This window comes from Micromonospora sp. LOL_024 (genome assembly GCF_048060415.1).
Taxonomy (GTDB): Bacteria; Actinomycetota; Actinomycetes; order Mycobacteriales; family Micromonosporaceae; genus Micromonospora.
Genome location: NZ_JBHMIS010000001.1, coordinates 470,325 through 487,179, shown reverse-complemented (window position 1 = coordinate 487,179; position 16,855 = coordinate 470,325). Strand labels below are relative to the sequence as shown.

Below are 16,855 nucleotides of genomic sequence, written 5' to 3'. Positions count from 1 at the left end.
AGGGCTACTCCACGGTGACAGACTTGGCGAGGTTTCGCGGCTGATCGACGTCGTGCCCCCGGGCAGCGGCGATCTCGGCCGCGAACACCTGCAACGGCACGGTGGTGACCAGCGGAGCGAGCAGCGTCGGGGTACGCGGCACGTAGATCAGGTGGTCGGCGTAGCGGACGACGGACTCGTCGCCCTCCTCGGCGATCACGATGGTCCGTGCGCCTCGGGCGCGTACCTCCTGGATGTTGGAGACGACCTTGTCGTGCAGCAGCCCGCGGCCGACGGGCGACGGCACCACGCAGATCACCGGGGTGCCGTGGTCGATCAGCGCGATCGGGCCGTGCTTCAGCTCGCCCGCGGCGAAGCCCTCAGCGTGCATGTACGCCAACTCCTTGAGCTTCAGCGCACCCTCCAGCGCCACCGGGTAGCCGACGTGCCGCCCGATGAACAGCACCGTTGGTTCGGATCGCAGCTCCCGGGCCAGCTCACGGACCGGCTCGATCCGCCCGAGCAGGTCCCGCAGTTTGTCCGGCACCTGGTGCAGCTGCTCCACCACGGCCGCCACCTCGTCGGCGAACTTGACGCCGCGCACCTGGGCCAGGTGCAGGCCGATCAGGTAGCAGGCGGCGAGCTGGGTGAGGAACGCCTTGGTGGAGGCGACGGCGATCTCCGGCCCGCCGTGGGTGTAGAGCACCGCGTCGGACTCTCGGGGAATTGTGGAGCCGTTGGTGTTGCAGATGGCCAGCACCCGTGCCTTCTGCTCCTTGGCGTGCCGCAGCGCCATCAGGGTGTCCATCGTCTCGCCGGACTGCGAGATCACCACGATCAGGGTGGACCGGTCGAGCACCGGGTCGCGATAGCGGAACTCGCTGGCCAGCTCCACCTCACAGGGGATCCGGGTCCAGTGCTCGATGGCGTACTTGGCCACCAGGCCCGAGTGGTACGCGGTACCACAGGCGACAATGAAGATCTTGTCGACGTCACGCAGGTCCTGGTCGCTGAGCCGGACCTCGTCGAGCATGATCTCGCCGGTCTCGGTCAGGCGGCCGAGCAGCGTGTCGGCGACCGCCTGCGGCTGCTCCTCGATCTCCTTGAGCATGAACCAGTCGTAGCCACCCTTCTCGGCGGCTGAGGAGTCCCAGTCGATGTGGAAGTCCTTGCCGCTGGCGGGCTGCCCCTCGAAGTCGGTTATCTCGATGCTGTCGGCGGTGATCAGGACGATCTGGTCCTGGCCCAGCTCGACCGCCTCGCGGGTGTGCTCGATGAAGGCGGCGACGTCGCTGGCGAGGTAGTTCTCTCCGATGCCTCGGCCGACCACCAGCGGTGAGTTGCGGCGTGCGCCGACCACCGCGCCGGGCACCGCCGCGTCCACGGCGAGCAGCGTGAAGGCGCCCTCCAGGCGCTGGCAGACCACCCGCATAGCGGCGGCGAGCAGCTGCGGACCGTCCGGCTGGCCGGCCGAGCGCAGGTCCGCCAGGGCCCCGGCAAGCAGGTGCGCGGCGCACTCGGTGTCGGTGTCGCTGAGGAACTGGACGCCGTCGTCCTCCAGTTCGGTGCGGAGCTTCGCGAAGTTCTCGATGATGCCGTTGTGGATCACCGCGACCCGACCGTCGGGCGACAGGTGCGGGTGGGCGTTGCGGTCCGTCGGCCCGCCGTGGGTGGCCCACCGGGTGTGCCCGATGCCCGTGGTGCCGTCGCCGATGCCGATCGGGCTGGCGCCGCAGCCGCTCGGGTCCTCGGCGGCCCGCTCGGAGAGGACTTTCTCCAGGTTGGCCAGCTTGCCGGCCTTCTTCTCGGTGAGCAGTTCCCCATCGCAGGCGACGGCTACGCCGGCCGAGTCGTAGCCCCGGTACTCCAGCCGCCGCAAGCCGTCGAGCACGATGCCGAGTGCCGGCCGGCCACCGGCATAACCCACGATTCCACACATGGGTGAAAGCCTAGCCAGTTCCGCTCACGATGTCTGCTCGAAAGGCGGGTGAACAATCATGCAATTTGAGCGATAGGGAGATGACGGTAAGCAAGGTCGTGGAGCACGCAGGCAGATCCAGGCGGTATCAACGGGTGCACCCGTACCCTGTCGGACGTGACAAGCACCGATGTCGACCCGCTGGTGACCCGGATGCGCCCGTTCGGGACCACGATCTTCGCCGAGATGTCCGCCCTCGCCGTGCGTACCGGCGCGGTCAACCTCGGACAGGGATTCCCGGACACCGACGGCCCACCGGAGATGCTCGCCAGCGCGGCCGAGGCGCTGCGTACCGGCCACAACCAGTACCCGCCGGGTGCCGGCGTCCCCGTGCTACGCGCGGCAGTGGCGGCACACCAACACCGGTTCTGGGGGTTGGAGTACGACCCGGACGGCGAGGTCGTGGTCACCGCGGGCGCCACCGAGGCGGTCGCCGCCGCAATTCTCGCCCTCTGCGAGCCCGGCGACGAGGTGGTCTGCTTCGAGCCGTACTACGACTCGTACGCCGCCTCGATCGCGCTGGCCGGCGCGGTGCGGCGAGCGGTCACCCTCCGTCCCGACCCGGACGGGCGGTACGCCTTCGACCCGGCCGCGCTGCACGCCGCCTTCGGCCCCCGCACCCGGCTGGTGCTGCTCAACTCCCCGCACAACCCGACCGGCAAGGTGTTCACCCCGGCCGAACTGTCGCTGATCGCCGGGCTGTGCAAGGAACACGGCGCGTACGCGGTGACCGACGAGGTGTACGAGCATCTGGCCTTCACCGACGCTCCGAGCGGGCACGTGCCGCTGGCCACCCTGCCAGGCATGTGGGAACGCACCCTACGGATCTCCTCGGCCGGCAAGACCTTCTCCTGCACCGGCTGGAAGGTGGGATGGGCCAGCGGGCCGGCGGCGCTGGTGTCGGCGGTACTGCGGGTCAAACAGTTCCTCACCTTCGTCAACGCCGCGCCCCTGCAACCCGCGGTCGCGGTGGCGCTCGCGCTGCCCGACGCCTACTTCACCGGCTTCCGGGCGGGCCTGCAGGCCCGCCGGGACCAGTTGGTCGGCGGGCTGACCGAGGCCGGCTTCGACGTGCTCGCGCCGGAGGGGACGTACTTCGTGACCGCCGACATCACCGCCGTCGGCGGGCACGACGGCGTCGAGTTCTGCCGCACGCTGCCCGAGCGCTGTGGCGTGGTGGCCGTACCCACCCAGGTCTTCTACGACGATTCCGAGGCCGGACGCCGGCTGATCCGGTTCGCCTTCTGCAAGCGTCCCGAGGTGCTCACCGAAGCGGTCGCCCGGCTGCGCGGGGCGCAGCAGCGCCGGTGACCGGGGGCATCCGCGGTCAGCCGGCGGCGCGTGTGGTGTCGGCCTGTTCCGCACCTGTCGCCGGCCCGGCGGTCGCCAGGTCGGCCAGCACCTTCGCGTCGTCGGCGAGCAGGACCGCCTCGGCGTGGTCGATGAAGGCGAGGTCGGCCTCGACGTGCCGGCCTGCCGCGGCGAGCAGCAGCCCGACCATCGGGTCGCCTGCCCGACGCCGCAACCCGTCGAGGTTACGCAGCTCGCGCATGAGGTGGCCGCGCTGGTTGCCGAGCACCGTCCGGACCACCTGTGCCGATCCCGACCTCGCGGCGGCGGTGACCTTGAGGAAGAAGTCGTCCCGGAAGCCGGCACTGCGCCGGCTCGGCTCGCTCAGCCAGCGGTCCAGCTCGGCGCGGCCGCCGGGCGTGACCTCGTAGACCACTCGGTCTGGCTTGACCGGCTGGGGCTGCCGCTCGGCGAGCACCATGCCGTCGCGGGAGAGCCGGTCCAGGATCTGGTAGAGATGCCCGATGTTCAGCGTGCCCCACTGTGGACCGACGGCATCCTCGAAGGAGGCCTTCAGCTGGTAGCCGTAGCTGGGGCCGTGGGCGAGCAGGGCCAGGACCGCGTGCTGGATCGCCACCGTCTCCTCCGATCTGGGCAACCGCCTTGACCGATTCTGCCCGATCGGGCATTGCATTGCCACAATACATCGAGCACGGTGACTGTCAGCAGAACGGGGAGGCGCGACACCGGCGCCGGGGAGGCGCGCGGAGGTCAGGCGGCCGAAGGGCTGGCGGTACGGACCTGGTCGGCGATGCGCTCGGCGACCTTGCGGGCCGCCTGCTCGGTGGCGGCCTCAACCATCACCCGGACCAGCGGCTCGGTGCCCGACGGGCGCAACAGCACCCGGCCGGTCTCGCCAAGCTCGACCTCGGCCCGCTCGACCTCGGCGCGGACGGCGGGTGCGGCGGCACCCACGGTCCGGTCGCCCACCGGCACGTTGATCAGCACCTGCGGCAGCTTGGTCACCACGGCCGCGAGGTCCGCCAGGGACCGGTCGGTGGCCGCGATCCGGGCCATCAGGTGCAGCCCGGTCAACACCCCGTCGCCGGTGGTGGCGTACGCCGGCATGACGATGTGCCCGCTCTGCTCACCGCCCAGGGCCAGTCCGGCGGCCCGCAACTCCTCCAGCACGTACCGGTCGCCGACTTTGGTCTCGACCAGCCGGATGCCCTGGGCGGACATGGCCAGGCGCAGGCCGAGGTTGCTCATCACGGTGGCCACCAGGGTGTCCCCGGTCAGCGTGCCGGCCTCGCGCATTGCCAGGGCCAGGATCGCCATCAACTGATCGCCGTCGACTTCGTCGCCGTCGGCGGTCACGGCGACGCAACGGTCGGCGTCGCCGTCATGCGCGAGGCCGAGGTGCGCGCCGTGCTCCACGACCGCCCGGCGCAGCGCCTCGATGTGGTTGGAGCCGCACTCGTCGTTGATGTTGAGCCCGTCCGGCTCCGCGTTGATCGCGATGACCTCGGCGCCGGCCTCCCGGTACGCTGCCGGTGCGACCTCGGCGGCGGCGCCGTTGGCGCAGTCGACCACGACCTTGATCCCGTCGAGGCGGTGCGGCACGGCACCGGCCAGGTGCTGCACGTAGTGGTCTGAGCCGTCGAGCAGGTCGTGCACCCGACCCACTCCCGCGCCGATCGGCCGCTTCCAGGCGGTGACGGCATTGGCCTCGACGGCCGCCTCGATCCGCATCTCGATCTCGTCGGGCAGCTTGTGCCCGCCCGCAGCGAAGAGCTTGATCCCGTTGTCCGGCATCGGGTTGTGCGAGGCCGAAAGCATCACGCCCAGGTCCGCCTTGGCTTCCGCGGTGAGGAAGGCCACGGCCGGAGTGGGCAGTACGCCGACCCGGACGACCGTGGCGCCCGCGCTGGTCAGTCCGGCCACCACGGCCGCCTCCAGCATCTCTCCGCTGGCCCGGGTGTCCCGACCGACCACCGCCAGTGGCGCGTGGCTGCGATCCGACTCGGCGAGGGTGTGAGCGGCCGCGACGGCCACCGAGAGTGCCAACTCCGGGGTGAGGTCGGCGTTCGCCCGCCCACGTACGCCGTCCGTGCCGAACAAGCGGCCCATACCCACCAACCTCCGATGAAACTGCCGATGCAGGAAACTTGCCCTGTTGCGCGGAGACGGAAACGGCCGGTCCACCTCCCTGTCGGGGAGGCGGACCGGCCGGCCGTCAGTAGTACAAGGTGCGGCTGGAGATCAGCGCTTCGAGTACTGAGGAGCCTTGCGGGCCTTCTTGAGACCGTACTTCTTGCTCTCCTTGACCCGGGCGTCCCGGGTCAGGAAGCCGGCCTTCTTCAAAGCCGGGCGGTCGTCGGGCTCGTTGACGATCAGCGCCCGCGCGATGGCCAGCCGCAGCGCACCGGCCTGGCCGGTGGTGCCGCCGCCACGCAGGTTGGCGATGACGTCGAACGCCTCGGGCTTCTCGGCGGTGACCAGCGGGTCCTTGATCAGCTGCTGGTGCACCTTGCTCGGGAAGTAGGCCTCCAGGTCCCGCCCGTTACAGGTGATCTTGCCGGTGCCCGGCACGATGCGAACCCGGACGATGGCCTCCTTGCGCCGGCCCACGGTCTGGATCGGGCGGTCACCACGAGGAGCGCGCGCGACGGGCGCCAGCGCCTCGGCGGCCTCGGGGGCGACCTCAGGGGCGACCTCGGGGGCGATGATGTCGGTCATGCTGCTTCCTTCGCCCGCGCTCACTGCGCGATCTGCTTGATCTCGAACGGCATCGGCTGCTGCGCGCCGTGCGGGTGCTCGGCACCGGCGTAGACCTTCAGCTTCTTGATGAGCTGACGGCCGAGCTTGTTGTGCGGGAGCATTCCCTTCACAGCCATCTCGACGGCCCGCTCGGGGCGCTTGGAGAGCAGCTCCTCGTAGCCGACCTGCTTGAGGCCGCCCGGGTAACCGGAGTGCCGGTAGGCAATCTTCTGCTGACGCTTGTTGCCGGTGAGCGCAACCTTGCCCGCGTTCACGACGACGACGAAGTCGCCCGTGTCGACGTGCGGCGCGAAAGTCGGCTTGTGCTTGCCCCGCAGCAGCGTGGCGGCGTGGGTGGCCAGGCGGCCCAGCACGACATCAGAGGCGTCGATGACGTGCCACTGACGCTCGATCTCACCCGGCTTCGGGCTGTACGTACGCACAGGTATACCTTGTCTCGTCGTCGGTCTGGGGTCGCGCGCCGAGATGACCGGAAACTCCCAGCCGAACAGCGCGCACGAACGACCAAGCGTACCTCAGGCGGCACGCCCACAGATGTCGTACAACAGCAGGCAACGATACCCGCAGCCCCGGCGGCCGGTCAAAACGGGGTGCCCGGCCGGCGCATCGAGCGGTAACGGACGTGACCGGACTCACACCCTCGCGCGGGCCATCCGGCTGCCCGGGCGGAGGTAGGCCACCCAGGTGACCACCAGCAGCACCAGGAAGAAGCCCACGTAGAAGCGCAGCGCCGGCTGGATGCCCCCGTAGGTGCTCCGGGCCCAGGCGTAGCAGATAGGCACGAGGAAGCCACCGAAGGCGCCCACCGCGGAGATGATGCCCAGAGCGCCGGCGGCCTGGCGGCGCATCGCCAGCATCACCTCCGGCGCGCCGCCCTGCTCCTCCCCCTTGATCTGGAAGATCCTGCTGATCATGCGGTAGGTCGAGCCGTTGCCGATGCCGGTGGCCACGAACAGGACCAGGAAGGCGGCGAAGAACACGCCCATGCTGCGCCGCTCGACCGACCAGAGCGCGGCCAGGGCGCCGGCTGCCATCAGCACGAAACTCGCCACCGTGATCCGGGCACCGCCGACGAGGTCGGACAGGCGACCACCGAACGGCCGGCAGATCGAGCCCACCGCCGCACCGAGGAACGCCCAGGACAGCGCGACGTCCGGCCGACCGAATACCGAGTTGAGCAGGGTGGGAAAGGCCGCCGAGTAGCCGATGAAGGACCCGAAGGTGCCGATGTACAGCAGCGACATCACCCAGGTGTCACGGTGCCGCAGCGACGACCAGACCGGCCCGACGTCGGCCCTGGCCTCGACCAGGTTGTCCATGAAGAGGTACGCGCACACCGCGGCGATCACCGCCAGCGGGATGTACATCAGACCGGCCCGGGCCAGCACGAGCCCGCCACCCAGGACGATCACCTGGGGCACCAGGAACTGCACCACGGCCACCCCGATGTTGCCGCCGGCGGCGTTGAGGCCCAGCGCCCACCCCTTCTCCCGCTCCGGATAGAAGAAGGAGATGTTCGCCATGCTGGAGGCGAAGTTCCCGCCTCCGAGCCCGGCGGTGGCGGCGACCAGCAGCAACGGCAGGAAGCCGATCTCCGGGTTCTCGACCGCCCAGGCCAGCCCGGCGCAGGGCACGATCAGCAGCAACGCCGAGATCACCGTCCAGTTCCGGCCGCCGAAGACCGGCACGGCGAAGGTGTACGGCAGCCGCAGCAGCGCGCCGACGCCGCTGGGCACGGCGGTCAGCCAAAGCGCCTGGCTGGTGGTGAGTTGCCAGCCGGCGTCACCGAGCCGGACCACGACGATGCTCCACAGCAGCCACACTGAGAAGCCGATGTGCTCGGCGAAAATCGACCAGATGAGGTTGCGACGGGCGACCCCGCTGCCGACCTGCCGCCAGAAGCCCGGGTCCTCCGGCACCCAGTGCCCTATCCATCGACCTGGCCGCCGGTCCAGGCTGTCTTCCCCGATTACGGTTGGCTTCGCGCTCGTGGTGGTCATGGCGCAGAAGCTAGGGAGCGGCCGTTTCCACAGCGTTCGTCGTTGGGGTCGGCCGGGCAACGGGTACCGCACCACGACTCACCGACGGTGGTGAGGAATTCCTCGGAGCTGTTGCAGTATTCGCAGCGCCCGGTCGATCCGCCGCATGGTGCCGGACTTCGAGATCCTCGTTTATCGCAAGCCCCCTGCGAGCCGGCCCGCAGCCGCCGTGCGGTGTGAGCGGCTCTTGACAGGGCCGAAACAAGCGAGACGTCGAGCGGAAACCACCCAACGGCACGCTTTGCCGACATGACAGACGGTGTGCGACCCACGACACGACCGGGGCAGGCGCCCCGCGAGGTGGCGACGCACTGCCCGTACTGCGCACTCCAGTGCGGAATGGTCCTGCGCGAGGAGACCGACGGGGTCACCGTGCACCCCCGGCAGTTTCCCACCAACCGGGGCGGCCTGTGCCAGAAGGGCTGGACGTCGGCCGAACTGCTCGACCACCCGGAACGGCTGACCACCCCACTGCTGCGCGACCCGTCCAGCGGCGAGCTGCGCCCGGCGAGCTGGGACGCCGCGCTGGACCGGATCGTCAACGGCCTCAACGACGTGCAGCACCGCCACGGCCGCGACGCGGTCGCCGTGTTCGGCGGCGGCGGGCTCACCAACGAGAAGGCGTACGCGCTGGGCAAGTTCGCGCGGGTGGCACTGCGCACCCGGCACATCGACTACAACGGACGGTTCTGCATGTCGTCGGCCGCCGCGGCCGGCATGCGGGCCTTCGGTGTGGATCGTGGGCTGCCGTTCCCGCTGTCCGACCTCGGTCGCGCGGACACCCTGCTGCTGGTCGGCGCGAACCCGGCGGAAACCATGCCACCACTGATGCGCTGGCTGACCGAACAACGGGAGCGGGGCGGTCGGCTGATCGTGATCGATCCCCGGGTGACCGCGACCGCCCGACAGGCCGACCTGCACCTGCAGGCACTGCCCGGCACCGACCTGGCGGTGGCCAACGCGCTGCTGCACATCGTCCTCACCGAGGGTCACCTCGACGAGGACTACGTCGCCACCCGCACCGCCGGCTTCACCGCCGTGCGACGCACCGTGGCGAGCTGGTGGCCGGCCCGCGCCGAGGCGCTCTCCGGCGTACCCGCGGCCGATCTGGAAGAGACGGTTCGCGCCCTCGCCACCGCCGAACGGGCGATCATCCTCACCGCGCGCGGCGCCGAACAGCACGCCAAGGGCGTCGACACGGTCAGCGGCTTCGTCAACCTGGCGCTCGCGCTCGGCCTGCCCGGCCGCCCCGGCTCCGGCTACGGCTGCCTCACCGGGCAGGGCAACGGGCAGGGTGGCCGGGAGCACGGGCAGAAGGCCGACCAGTTGCCCGGGTACCGGAAGATCGACGACCTGGAGGCCCGCGCGCACGTCGCGCGGGTGTGGGGAGTGCACCCCGACGAGCTGCCCGGACCAGGTGTGCCGGCGTACCAGCTGCTGGACTCACTCGGGACGGAACAGGGGCCACGGGCGTTGCTGGTCTTCGGCTCCAATCCGGTGGTCTCCGCGCCTCGGGCGGGCCGGATCGAGCGCCGGCTGCGCGATCTGGACCTGCTCGTCGTCGTCGACTTCCTGCTCTCCGAGACGGCCGCGCTGGCCGACGTGGTGCTGCCCAGCGCGCAGTGGGCCGAGGAGGACGGCACGATGACCAACCTGGAGGGTCGGGTGCTGCGCCGCCGGGCGCTACGCCACCCGCCACCCGGCGTACGCACCGACCTCACCATCCTCGCCGACCTCACCGCCCGCCTTGAGCGGGGCAGGGGCTCTGCCGACCCGCGCACCGTATTCGAGGAGCTTCGCCGGGCCTCGGCCGGCGGCGTCGCCGACTACGCCGGGATCAGCTGGGACCGGATCGACGCCGCCGACGGCGTCTTCTGGCCATGTCCCGCAGACGACGGGCCCGACTCGCCACGGCTCTTCACCGATCGCTTCGCCACCCCCGACGGGCTGGCCCGGTTCCATCCGGTCGAGCACCGGCCGGCGGCCGAGGAGGTCTGTCCGGACTACCCGTTGTACTTCACCACCGGCCGGGTCCTCGCGCAGTACCAGTCGGGCACCCAGACCCGCCGGGTGGCCGCGCTGCGCCGGGCCGCCCCCGACGCCTTCGTGGAGCTGCATCCCGACCTCGCCGAGCGGCTGGGCGTGGCCGACGGCGAGTCGGTACGGGTGGTCTCCCGGCGGGGCGAGTTCGAGGCGCCCGCCCGACTCAGCCCGGCCATCCGGTCCGACACCGTCTTCGCCCCGTTCCACTGGGGCGGGCGGGCGCGCGCCAACTCCGTCACCAACGACGCCGTCGACCCCATCTCCGGGATGCCTGAGTTCAAGATCTGCGCCGTGCGGGTGGAGAGGCCATGAACGAACGGGTCGTGGTGGTCGGCAACGGGATGGCGGGTTCCCGCCTCGCGACGGAGCTGCACGCGCGGGGCGAAGATCTGAAGGTCACCGTGCTCGGCGCCGAGCCGCACCGCGCGTACAACCGGATCATGCTGTCCAGCCTGCTCGCGGGGAAGATCAGCGAACCGGACGTCGAGTTGGCGGAGGTCGCCGGACGCGGCGTCGACCTGCTCACCGGAGTCACCGTCACCGGGATCGACCGGCCGACCAGGCAGGTGCTCACCGACGACGGCGACCGGATCCCCTACGACCACCTGGTCCTCGCCACGGGCAGCCGGGCGGCGGTGCCGACGCTGCCCGGCCTCGATCCGCTGCGGCTACCGGAACGGGTGATCCCGTTCCGCACCCTGGACGACTGTCGGCGCATCATCGCGCTGGCCGGTCACGCGCGGCGCGCCCTCGTGCTGGGCGGCGGGCTGCTCGGCCTGGAGGCCGCCCGAGGGCTCGCCGCCCGGGGACTCGACGTGGGCGTGGTGCACCGGGTTCCGTACCTGATGGAGCGTCAGCTCGACCCGGCCGCCGGCGCGATGCTCGCCGGCACGCTCACCGGTCTCGGGGTGACCACCCATCTGGCGGTCACGCCGACCGCAGTCGAGGCAGACGCCTGCGGTGTCCGTCTGGCACTGTCCGACGGACGGTCGCTCGACGCCGACCTGCTGCTGCTCGCCTGCGGGGTACGCCCCGACACGACTCTCGCCGCCGCGGCCGGTCTGGCCGTCGAGCGGGGTGTGCTGGTCGACGACCGGCTGCTCACCAGCGACCGGCGGATCTCGGCGGTCGGCGACTGCGCCCAACACCAGGGCACGCTGACCGGGCTGGTCGCGCCGGCCTGGGCGCAGGCCCGGGTGGTCGCCCAGGTGCTGACCGGGCAGGACCCGCTGGCCCGGTACCAGCCGCGGCCGGTGGTGACCCGGCTCAAGGCGGCCGGCATCGACTTGGCCGCGATGGGCGATCCGACCGGCGGCCCGGGCGAGGAGTTGACCTTCGTCGATCCGGCGCGGGGCACCTACGCACGGTTGCGCATCCACGACGAGCGGCTGGCCGCGGCGATCCTGCTCGGCGACAACCCCTCTGTCGGCGCGGTGATCCAGCTGTTCGACCGCGGTCAACCGGTGCCCGCCGACCGTCGGGCGCTGCTGCTCGGGCGGGCCGTCGGCGGAGCCGTCGCGGCGCCCGCCGCGTCACCGGCGCTGATGCCGGACGCGACCACGGTGTGCCAGTGCAACACCGTGAGCAAGGGAGCGTTGGTCCACTGCTGGCGGGGTGGGGCTCGCACACTCGACGCCGTGGTCGGACAGACCCGCGCCGGCACCGGCTGCGGCAGTTGCCGTGACGCGGTGACCGGCATTGTCGACTGGTTGTCCAGAACAGATCCGGTGGAGGTGGGACAATGACCGGCGGCAGGGTGGTCGTCATCGGCAACGGCATGGTCGGCCAGCGGTTCGTGGACGCGCTGCGCGACCGCGACCCGCAGGCGCGGTGGCGGGTCACGGTGCTCGCCGAGGAGACCCGTCCGGCGTACGACCGGGTCCGGCTCTCGGCGTACTTCGACGGCGCCGACGCCGAAGACCTGAACCTGCACACCGCGCACGACGGAGTCGAGTTGCGCCTCGACGAGCCGGCCAGCGGCGTGGACCGGACCCGCCGGGTGGTGACCACCGGCACCGGCGAACACCCGTACGACATGCTGGTGCTCGCCACCGGGTCGTACCCGTTCGTGCCACCGGTGGACGGCGTGGGCCTGCCCGGTGTCTTCGTCTACCGGACCCTGGACGACCTGGTCTCGATCAGCGAGTACGCCCAAGGCCGGCGGGCCGGCACGGTGATCGGGGGCGGACTGCTCGGCCTGGAGGCGGCGAACGCGCTGCGTCTGCTCGGGCTGGGCACCAGCGTCGTGGAGTTCGCCCCGCGGCTGATGCCGGCGCAGGTGGACACCGCCGGCGGCGCGATGCTCCGCCGCTACGTGGCAGACCTGGGCGTGGCCTGCCACCTGGGGGTCGCCACCACCGCGCTGCGGCCCGGCCCGGACGGGTCGGTGGCCGCCCTGGAACTCGCCGACGGCACGGTGCTCGACACCGATCTGGTGGTGGTGGCCGCCGGCATCCGCCCCCGTGACGAACTGGCCCGCGCGGCCGGGCTGGACCTCGGTCCACGCGGTGGTGTGCTCGTCGACACCGCCTGCCGGTCCACCGACGAGCGGATCTACGCGGTCGGTGAGTGCGCCGCCGTCGACGGCACCTGCTTCGGCCTGGTCGCCCCCGGCTACGCGATGGCCGAGGTGGTGGCCGACCGGTTGGTCGGCGGCTCGGCCACCTTCCCCGGCGCGGACACCGCCACCAAACTGAAGCTGCTCGGCATCGACGTGGCGTCCTTCGGAGACGCGCACGGCGCCACGCCCGGTTGCCTGGACGTCACCTGGACCGATCCGGCCGCCCGGGTCTACGCGAAGCTGGTCCTCTCCGACGACGCCCGAACGCTGCTGGGCGGCGTGCTGGTCGGCGACGCCACCGCGTACCCGACGCTGCGGGCCAGTGTGGGCGGGCCGCTGCCGGCCACGCCGCTGGCCCTGCTCGCCGGTGAGGACGCGGTGGGCGTCTCGGCCGGTGCCCTGCCGGCGACCGCGCAGGTCTGTTCCTGCAACGCGGTGACCCGGGCGGACATCGACACGGCGATCGCCGAGGGCTGCGCCGACGTGCCCGCCCTGAAGTCGTGCACCCGGGCCGGTACCAGTTGCGGTTCCTGCGTACCAATGCTCAAGCAGTTGCTCGACGCGGCCGGTGTCACCCAGTCCTCAGCCCTGTGCGAGCACTTCGACGTCAACCGCCAGGAGCTGTTCGACATCGTCCGGGTCCGCGGCATCCGGACGTTCTCGCGGCTGATCGCCGAGCACGGCCGAGGGCGGGGCTGCGACATCTGCAAGCCGGTGGTCGCCTCGATCCTCGCCTCCCTTGGCAACGGCCACATCCTCGACGGCGAACAGGCCTCGTTGCAGGACACCAATGACCACTTCCTGGCGAACCTGCAACGCGACGGGAGCTACTCGGTGGTGCCCCGGATCCCCGGCGGGGAGATCACCCCGGAGAGGCTGATCGTCATCGGCGAGGTGGCCCGGGACTTCGACCTCTACACGAAGATCACCGGCGGGCAGCGGATAGACCTGTTCGGTGCCCGGGTCGAGCAGTTGCCACAGATCTGGCGTCGCCTGGTGGATGCCGGGTTCGAGTCCGGGCACGCGTACGGCAAGGCGTTGCGCACCGTGAAGTCGTGCGTCGGTTCCACCTGGTGCCGCTACGGGGTGCAGGACTCGGTCGGGCTGGCCGTGGCTCTGGAGCTGCGCTACCGCGGGCTCCGCGCCCCACACAAAATCAAATCGGCCGTCTCCGGCTGCGCCCGCGAGTGCGCCGAGGCCCGCAGCAAGGACTTCGGTGTCATCGCCACCGAGACCGGATGGAACCTCTATGTCGGCGGCAACGGTGGCTTCCGGCCACGGCACGCCGACCTGTTCGCCACCGACCTGTCCACCGAGGCCCTGATCACGCTGATCGACAGGTTCCTGATGTACTACGTCCGCACCGCCGACCGACTGCAACGCACCGCTGTCTGGATCGAGGCGATGGACGGCGGGCTCGACCACCTCCGGTCGGTGATCGTGGACGACTCACTCGACCTCTGCGCGGAACTGGACGCCGCGATGGCCCGGCACGTCACCGGCTACTCGGACGAGTGGCGCGATGTGCTCGACGACCCGGAGCGGCTGCGCCGGTTCACCTCCTTCGTCAACGCGCCGGACATACCCGACCCGTCGATCACCTTCGTCACCGAACGCGGACAACCCGTGCCCGTCGGTGGCCGGCCGCCCTCGTCCAACTCCCGTCAACCGGTCACGCTCGGGCTGCCGGAGGTACGGCGATGAGCACCGCGACCACCCTCCGCTGGCACACCGTCTGTCCGCTGCACCGGCTGGACCCGGACCGGGGCGTCGCCGCCCTCGTCGACGGGGTGCAGGTGGCCCTCTTCCGCACCGTGGACGGGCTGTACGCGATCGACAACCAGGATCCGGTAGCTAGGGCGTACGTGCTGTCCCGGGGGATCGTGGGCAGCCGCGCCGGTGTGCCGACGGTCGCTTCGCCGCTCCACAAGCAGGTGTACGACCTGCGTACGGGGGTTTGTCTCGACCTGCCCGGAATCTCGGTACCCCGGCACGAGGTCCGTTGCCGGGACGGCATGGTCGAGGTGCGGCTGCGACAGGAGAGCTGATGCGCGAAGAACTGGCCGGCTTCACCATCGGGGTGACCGCCGACCGGCGGCGGGACGAACTCGCCGCGCTGCTCCAACGGCGTGGCGCCCGGGTGGTGCTCGCTCCGGCTCTGCGGATCGTTCCGCTCGCGGACGACACCGAACTGCGTGAGGCCACCCGAGCGTGCCTGGAACGTCCACCGGACATCCTGATGGCGAACACCGGCATCGGGATGCGCGGATGGTTGGAGGCCGCCGAAGGCTGGGGGCTGGCCGAGCCGCTGCGCGGGGTGCTCAGCAGCGCGTACGTGGTGGCCCGGGGTCCGAAGGCCCGAGGGGCGATCCGCGCGGCCGGGCTGTTCGACCAGTGGTCGCCCGCCTCCGAGAGCTGCGACGAGGTCGTCGACCACCTGCGGAGACGAGGCGTGTCCGGCCAGGTGATCGCCATGCAGTTGCACGGCGAACGGCAGCCGGAGTGCACCCGCGCGCTCGAGGACGCCGGTGCCACCGTCATCGAGATCCCGGTCTACCGCTGGGCGCCGCCGACCGACCCGGCGCCACTGCACCGGCTGGTCGACCTGGTGGCCAGCCGGTTGGTGGACGCGGTCACCTTCACCTCGGCTCCGGCGGCGGAAGCGTTGTTCCGCGCCGCCGGGGATCGTACGGAGGCGGTGCTGGAGGCGCTGCGCGGTGACGTGCTGGCCAGTTGCGTCGGCCCGGTCACGGCGGAGCCGCTGGTGCGGCGCGGGGTACCGGTGAGCGCACCGAGCCGGGCCCGGCTCGGTGCGCTGGTCCGCACCATCATCGACGAGTTGCCCCGGCGGACGGTCACCATCAAGGTCGCCGGGCACCTGCTGACCCTGCGCGGCCACGCTGCGGTGCTGGACGGCGAGCTGCATCCGCTCGCCCCGGCCCCGATGGCGGTGCTGCGGGCGCTGGCCCAGACGCCGGGACGGGTGCTGTCGCGGACCGCCCTGCTACGGACGCTGCCGCGCGGTGCCGACGAACACGCCGTGGAGATGGCGGTGGCCCGCCTGCGGGCGGGCCTGAAGGCACCTCGCGTCGTGCAGACCGTCGTCAAGCGCGGCTACCGCCTCCGCGTCGACTGAGGGTGCGCCGCGTCCCGCCGATCCGGCCTGTGCCGGGCCGGCGGGACGCCAGCGCGGAGTCAGCCGACCGGGGTCGGGAAGCCACGATCGTGCTCAGCCTGTAGCCGCGCCATCGCGTGCTCGACCACGGTCACCAGTACCCGCTTGACCGGCTCACGTTGCCGGGCGTCGGTCATCACCAACGGCACGTCCGGTGAGATGGCCAATGCCTCGCGTACCTCGTCCAGCTCGTACTGCGGCGCACCGTCGAACCGGTTGAGCGCCACCACGTACGGCAGGTTGCGGTTCTCGAAGTAGTCCAGCGGCGCGAAGGCGTCGGCGATCCGGCGGGTGTCCACCAGTACGGCGGCGCCCACCGCGCCTCGGATGATTTCGTCCCACATGAACCAGAACCGGGTCTGTCCTGGCGTCCCGAAGAGGTACAGGATCAGATCCTGTGCCATGGTGATCCGGCCGAAGTCCATGGCGACCGTGGTGGTCTCCTTGCCCGGCACGTTGGACGGGTCATCGATACCGACGCCCGCCGCGGTCATCACCGCCTCGGTGGTCAGCGGTGTGATCTCGGAGATCGCACCGACCAGCGTCGTCTTGCCGACACCGAAGCCACCCGCGACGACGATCTTCGCGGAGATGATTCCCCGGCTCTGGCGGGCCCCGGCGGGGTCATAGCTCGCGAAGTCCACTCAGCACCCTTCCCAGCATTTCCATCCGCTCCTCGTACCCTGTGGCGGGAGCGGCCGTCTGTAGCGTCAACAAGCCCTCGGCCACCATGTCCGCGACCAACACCCGGGCGACACCCAGTGGCAACCGGGTGTACGCGGCGATCTCGGCCAACGACTCGGGCCGGCCGTCGCAGACCATGGCGATGCGATGCTTGTCGTGCCCGGCAAAGCGCGACTCGGCGATCTGGCTCGGACCGGCCACCAGCACCGCCTCCAGGGCAATGTCCTGCAGTGGCTCGGTCCGGCCCCGGGTGACCGCATACGGCCGGACCAACGCACCACGTGGGTCACGCCGATGCTCCATCCGCAATCACCTCCTCCGCCCGC

The 16,855-nt window shown here is 71.1% G+C and carries 14 protein-coding genes; 6 read left to right on the top strand and 8 right to left on the bottom strand.

What is annotated here, in order from left to right; translation table 11 throughout:
* Window positions 1–4 precede the first annotated feature (4 nt).
* Window positions 5–1,918, bottom strand: a complete 1,914-nt coding sequence (gene glmS / locus ACFHWY_RS02400; protein ID WP_416578389.1) for a glutamine--fructose-6-phosphate transaminase (isomerizing) — start codon at window positions 1,916–1,918, stop codon at window positions 5–7.
* Between the two features lie 156 nt (window positions 1,919–2,074).
* Here glmS and ACFHWY_RS02395 point away from each other — a divergent pair, with 156 nt between their 5' ends.
* Entirely contained in the window at window positions 2,075–3,268 is a 1,194-nt protein-coding gene (locus ACFHWY_RS02395) for a pyridoxal phosphate-dependent aminotransferase (protein ID WP_416578388.1), read from the top strand.
* Between the two features lie 16 nt (window positions 3,269–3,284).
* Here the strand turns inward: ACFHWY_RS02395 and ACFHWY_RS02390 are convergent, their stop codons facing one another.
* The 5 genes from ACFHWY_RS02390 to ACFHWY_RS02370 form a co-directional block, all read right to left on the bottom strand.
* Complete coding sequence (locus ACFHWY_RS02390) at window positions 3,285–3,884, bottom strand: PadR family transcriptional regulator (RefSeq protein WP_416578387.1); 600 nt, start codon at window positions 3,882–3,884, stop codon at window positions 3,285–3,287.
* Window positions 3,885–4,018: 134 nt separating this feature from the next.
* Window positions 4,019–5,377 carry a phosphoglucosamine mutase gene (gene glmM, locus ACFHWY_RS02385; RefSeq protein ID WP_416578386.1) on the bottom strand — a complete coding sequence of 453 codons (1,359 nt, stop codon included), beginning with the start codon at window positions 5,375–5,377 and terminating at the stop codon, window positions 4,019–4,021.
* A 132-nt stretch (window positions 5,378–5,509) separates the two neighbouring features.
* Window positions 5,510–5,986: a 30S ribosomal protein S9 gene (gene rpsI, locus ACFHWY_RS02380; protein WP_416578385.1), complete on the bottom strand. Its 477-nt coding sequence runs from the start codon at window positions 5,984–5,986 to the stop codon at window positions 5,510–5,512.
* A 20-nt stretch (window positions 5,987–6,006) separates the two neighbouring features.
* Window positions 6,007–6,450 (bottom strand): 50S ribosomal protein L13, encoded by a 444-nt coding sequence (gene rplM / locus ACFHWY_RS02375; protein ID WP_416578384.1) that lies wholly within the window; start codon window positions 6,448–6,450, stop codon window positions 6,007–6,009.
* Window positions 6,451–6,660: 210 nt separating this feature from the next.
* The gene (locus ACFHWY_RS02370; RefSeq protein WP_416578383.1) at window positions 6,661–8,028 is read right to left on the bottom strand and encodes a NarK family nitrate/nitrite MFS transporter; all 1,368 of its coding nucleotides are present in this window, start codon (window positions 8,026–8,028) and stop codon (window positions 6,661–6,663) included.
* A gap of 288 nt (window positions 8,029–8,316) precedes the next feature.
* Between ACFHWY_RS02370 and ACFHWY_RS02365 the strand changes: the two genes are divergently transcribed.
* The 5 genes from ACFHWY_RS02365 to ACFHWY_RS02345 are packed head-to-tail and all read left to right on the top strand — an operon-like array spanning window position 8,317 to window position 15,806.
* Window positions 8,317–10,422 (top strand): molybdopterin oxidoreductase family protein, encoded by a 2,106-nt coding sequence (locus tag ACFHWY_RS02365; protein ID WP_416578382.1) that lies wholly within the window; start codon window positions 8,317–8,319, stop codon window positions 10,420–10,422.
* Window positions 10,419–11,855: an FAD-dependent oxidoreductase gene (locus ACFHWY_RS02360; RefSeq protein ID WP_416578381.1), complete on the top strand. Its 1,437-nt coding sequence runs from the start codon at window positions 10,419–10,421 to the stop codon at window positions 11,853–11,855. Before ACFHWY_RS02365 ends, ACFHWY_RS02360 begins: the two co-directional genes overlap by 4 nt.
* Window positions 11,852–14,374, top strand: a complete 2,523-nt coding sequence (gene nirB, locus ACFHWY_RS02355; protein WP_416578380.1) for a nitrite reductase large subunit NirB — start codon at window positions 11,852–11,854, stop codon at window positions 14,372–14,374. The genes ACFHWY_RS02360 and nirB overlap by 4 nt, the downstream gene beginning before the upstream one ends.
* Window positions 14,371–14,718 carry a nitrite reductase small subunit NirD gene (gene nirD / locus ACFHWY_RS02350; RefSeq protein ID WP_416578379.1) on the top strand — a complete coding sequence of 116 codons (348 nt, stop codon included), beginning with the start codon at window positions 14,371–14,373 and terminating at the stop codon, window positions 14,716–14,718. Before nirB ends, nirD begins: the two co-directional genes overlap by 4 nt.
* A complete protein-coding gene (locus tag ACFHWY_RS02345; protein WP_416578378.1) occupies window positions 14,718–15,806 on the top strand; it encodes a uroporphyrinogen-III synthase in 1,089 nt (362 codons plus the stop codon). Before nirD ends, ACFHWY_RS02345 begins: the two co-directional genes overlap by 1 nt.
* 59 nt (window positions 15,807–15,865) lie before the next feature.
* On the opposite strand, the gene ACFHWY_RS02340 is transcribed toward ACFHWY_RS02345, so the two are convergent.
* Both ACFHWY_RS02340 and ACFHWY_RS02335 read right to left on the bottom strand, forming a co-directional pair.
* Window positions 15,866–16,489 carry a GTP-binding protein gene (locus ACFHWY_RS02340; RefSeq protein ID WP_092378552.1) on the bottom strand — a complete coding sequence of 208 codons (624 nt, stop codon included), beginning with the start codon at window positions 16,487–16,489 and terminating at the stop codon, window positions 15,866–15,868.
* Window positions 16,470–16,832 carry a DUF742 domain-containing protein gene (locus tag ACFHWY_RS02335; protein WP_416578377.1) on the bottom strand — a complete coding sequence of 121 codons (363 nt, stop codon included), beginning with the start codon at window positions 16,830–16,832 and terminating at the stop codon, window positions 16,470–16,472. The genes ACFHWY_RS02340 and ACFHWY_RS02335 overlap by 20 nt, the downstream gene beginning before the upstream one ends.
* Window positions 16,833–16,855: the final 23 nt, after the last annotated feature.

What these genes read in the sequence shown, in the direction of transcription:
- rpsI (WP_416578385.1), bottom strand. Translation starts at nt 5,986, where the DNA reads ATGACCGACATCATCGCCCCCGAGGTCGCCCCTGAGGTCGCCCCCGAG.
- ACFHWY_RS02370 (WP_416578383.1), bottom strand. Translation starts at nt 8,028, where the DNA reads ATGACCACCACGAGCGCGAAGCCAACCGTAATCGGGGAAGACAGCCTG.
- glmS (WP_416578389.1), bottom strand. Translation starts at nt 1,918, where the DNA reads ATGTGTGGAATCGTGGGTTATGCCGGTGGCCGGCCGGCACTCGGCATC.
- ACFHWY_RS02365 (WP_416578382.1), top strand. Translation starts at nt 8,317, where the DNA reads ATGACAGACGGTGTGCGACCCACGACACGACCGGGGCAGGCGCCCCGC.
- nirB (WP_416578380.1), top strand. Translation starts at nt 11,852, where the DNA reads ATGACCGGCGGCAGGGTGGTCGTCATCGGCAACGGCATGGTCGGCCAG.
- ACFHWY_RS02360 (WP_416578381.1), top strand. Translation starts at nt 10,419, where the DNA reads ATGAACGAACGGGTCGTGGTGGTCGGCAACGGGATGGCGGGTTCCCGC.
- ACFHWY_RS02345 (WP_416578378.1), top strand. Translation starts at nt 14,718, where the DNA reads ATGCGCGAAGAACTGGCCGGCTTCACCATCGGGGTGACCGCCGACCGG.
- glmM (WP_416578386.1), bottom strand. Translation starts at nt 5,377, where the DNA reads ATGGGCCGCTTGTTCGGCACGGACGGCGTACGTGGGCGGGCGAACGCC.
- nirD (WP_416578379.1), top strand. Translation starts at nt 14,371, where the DNA reads ATGAGCACCGCGACCACCCTCCGCTGGCACACCGTCTGTCCGCTGCAC.
- ACFHWY_RS02335 (WP_416578377.1), bottom strand. Translation starts at nt 16,832, where the DNA reads ATGGAGCATCGGCGTGACCCACGTGGTGCGTTGGTCCGGCCGTATGCG.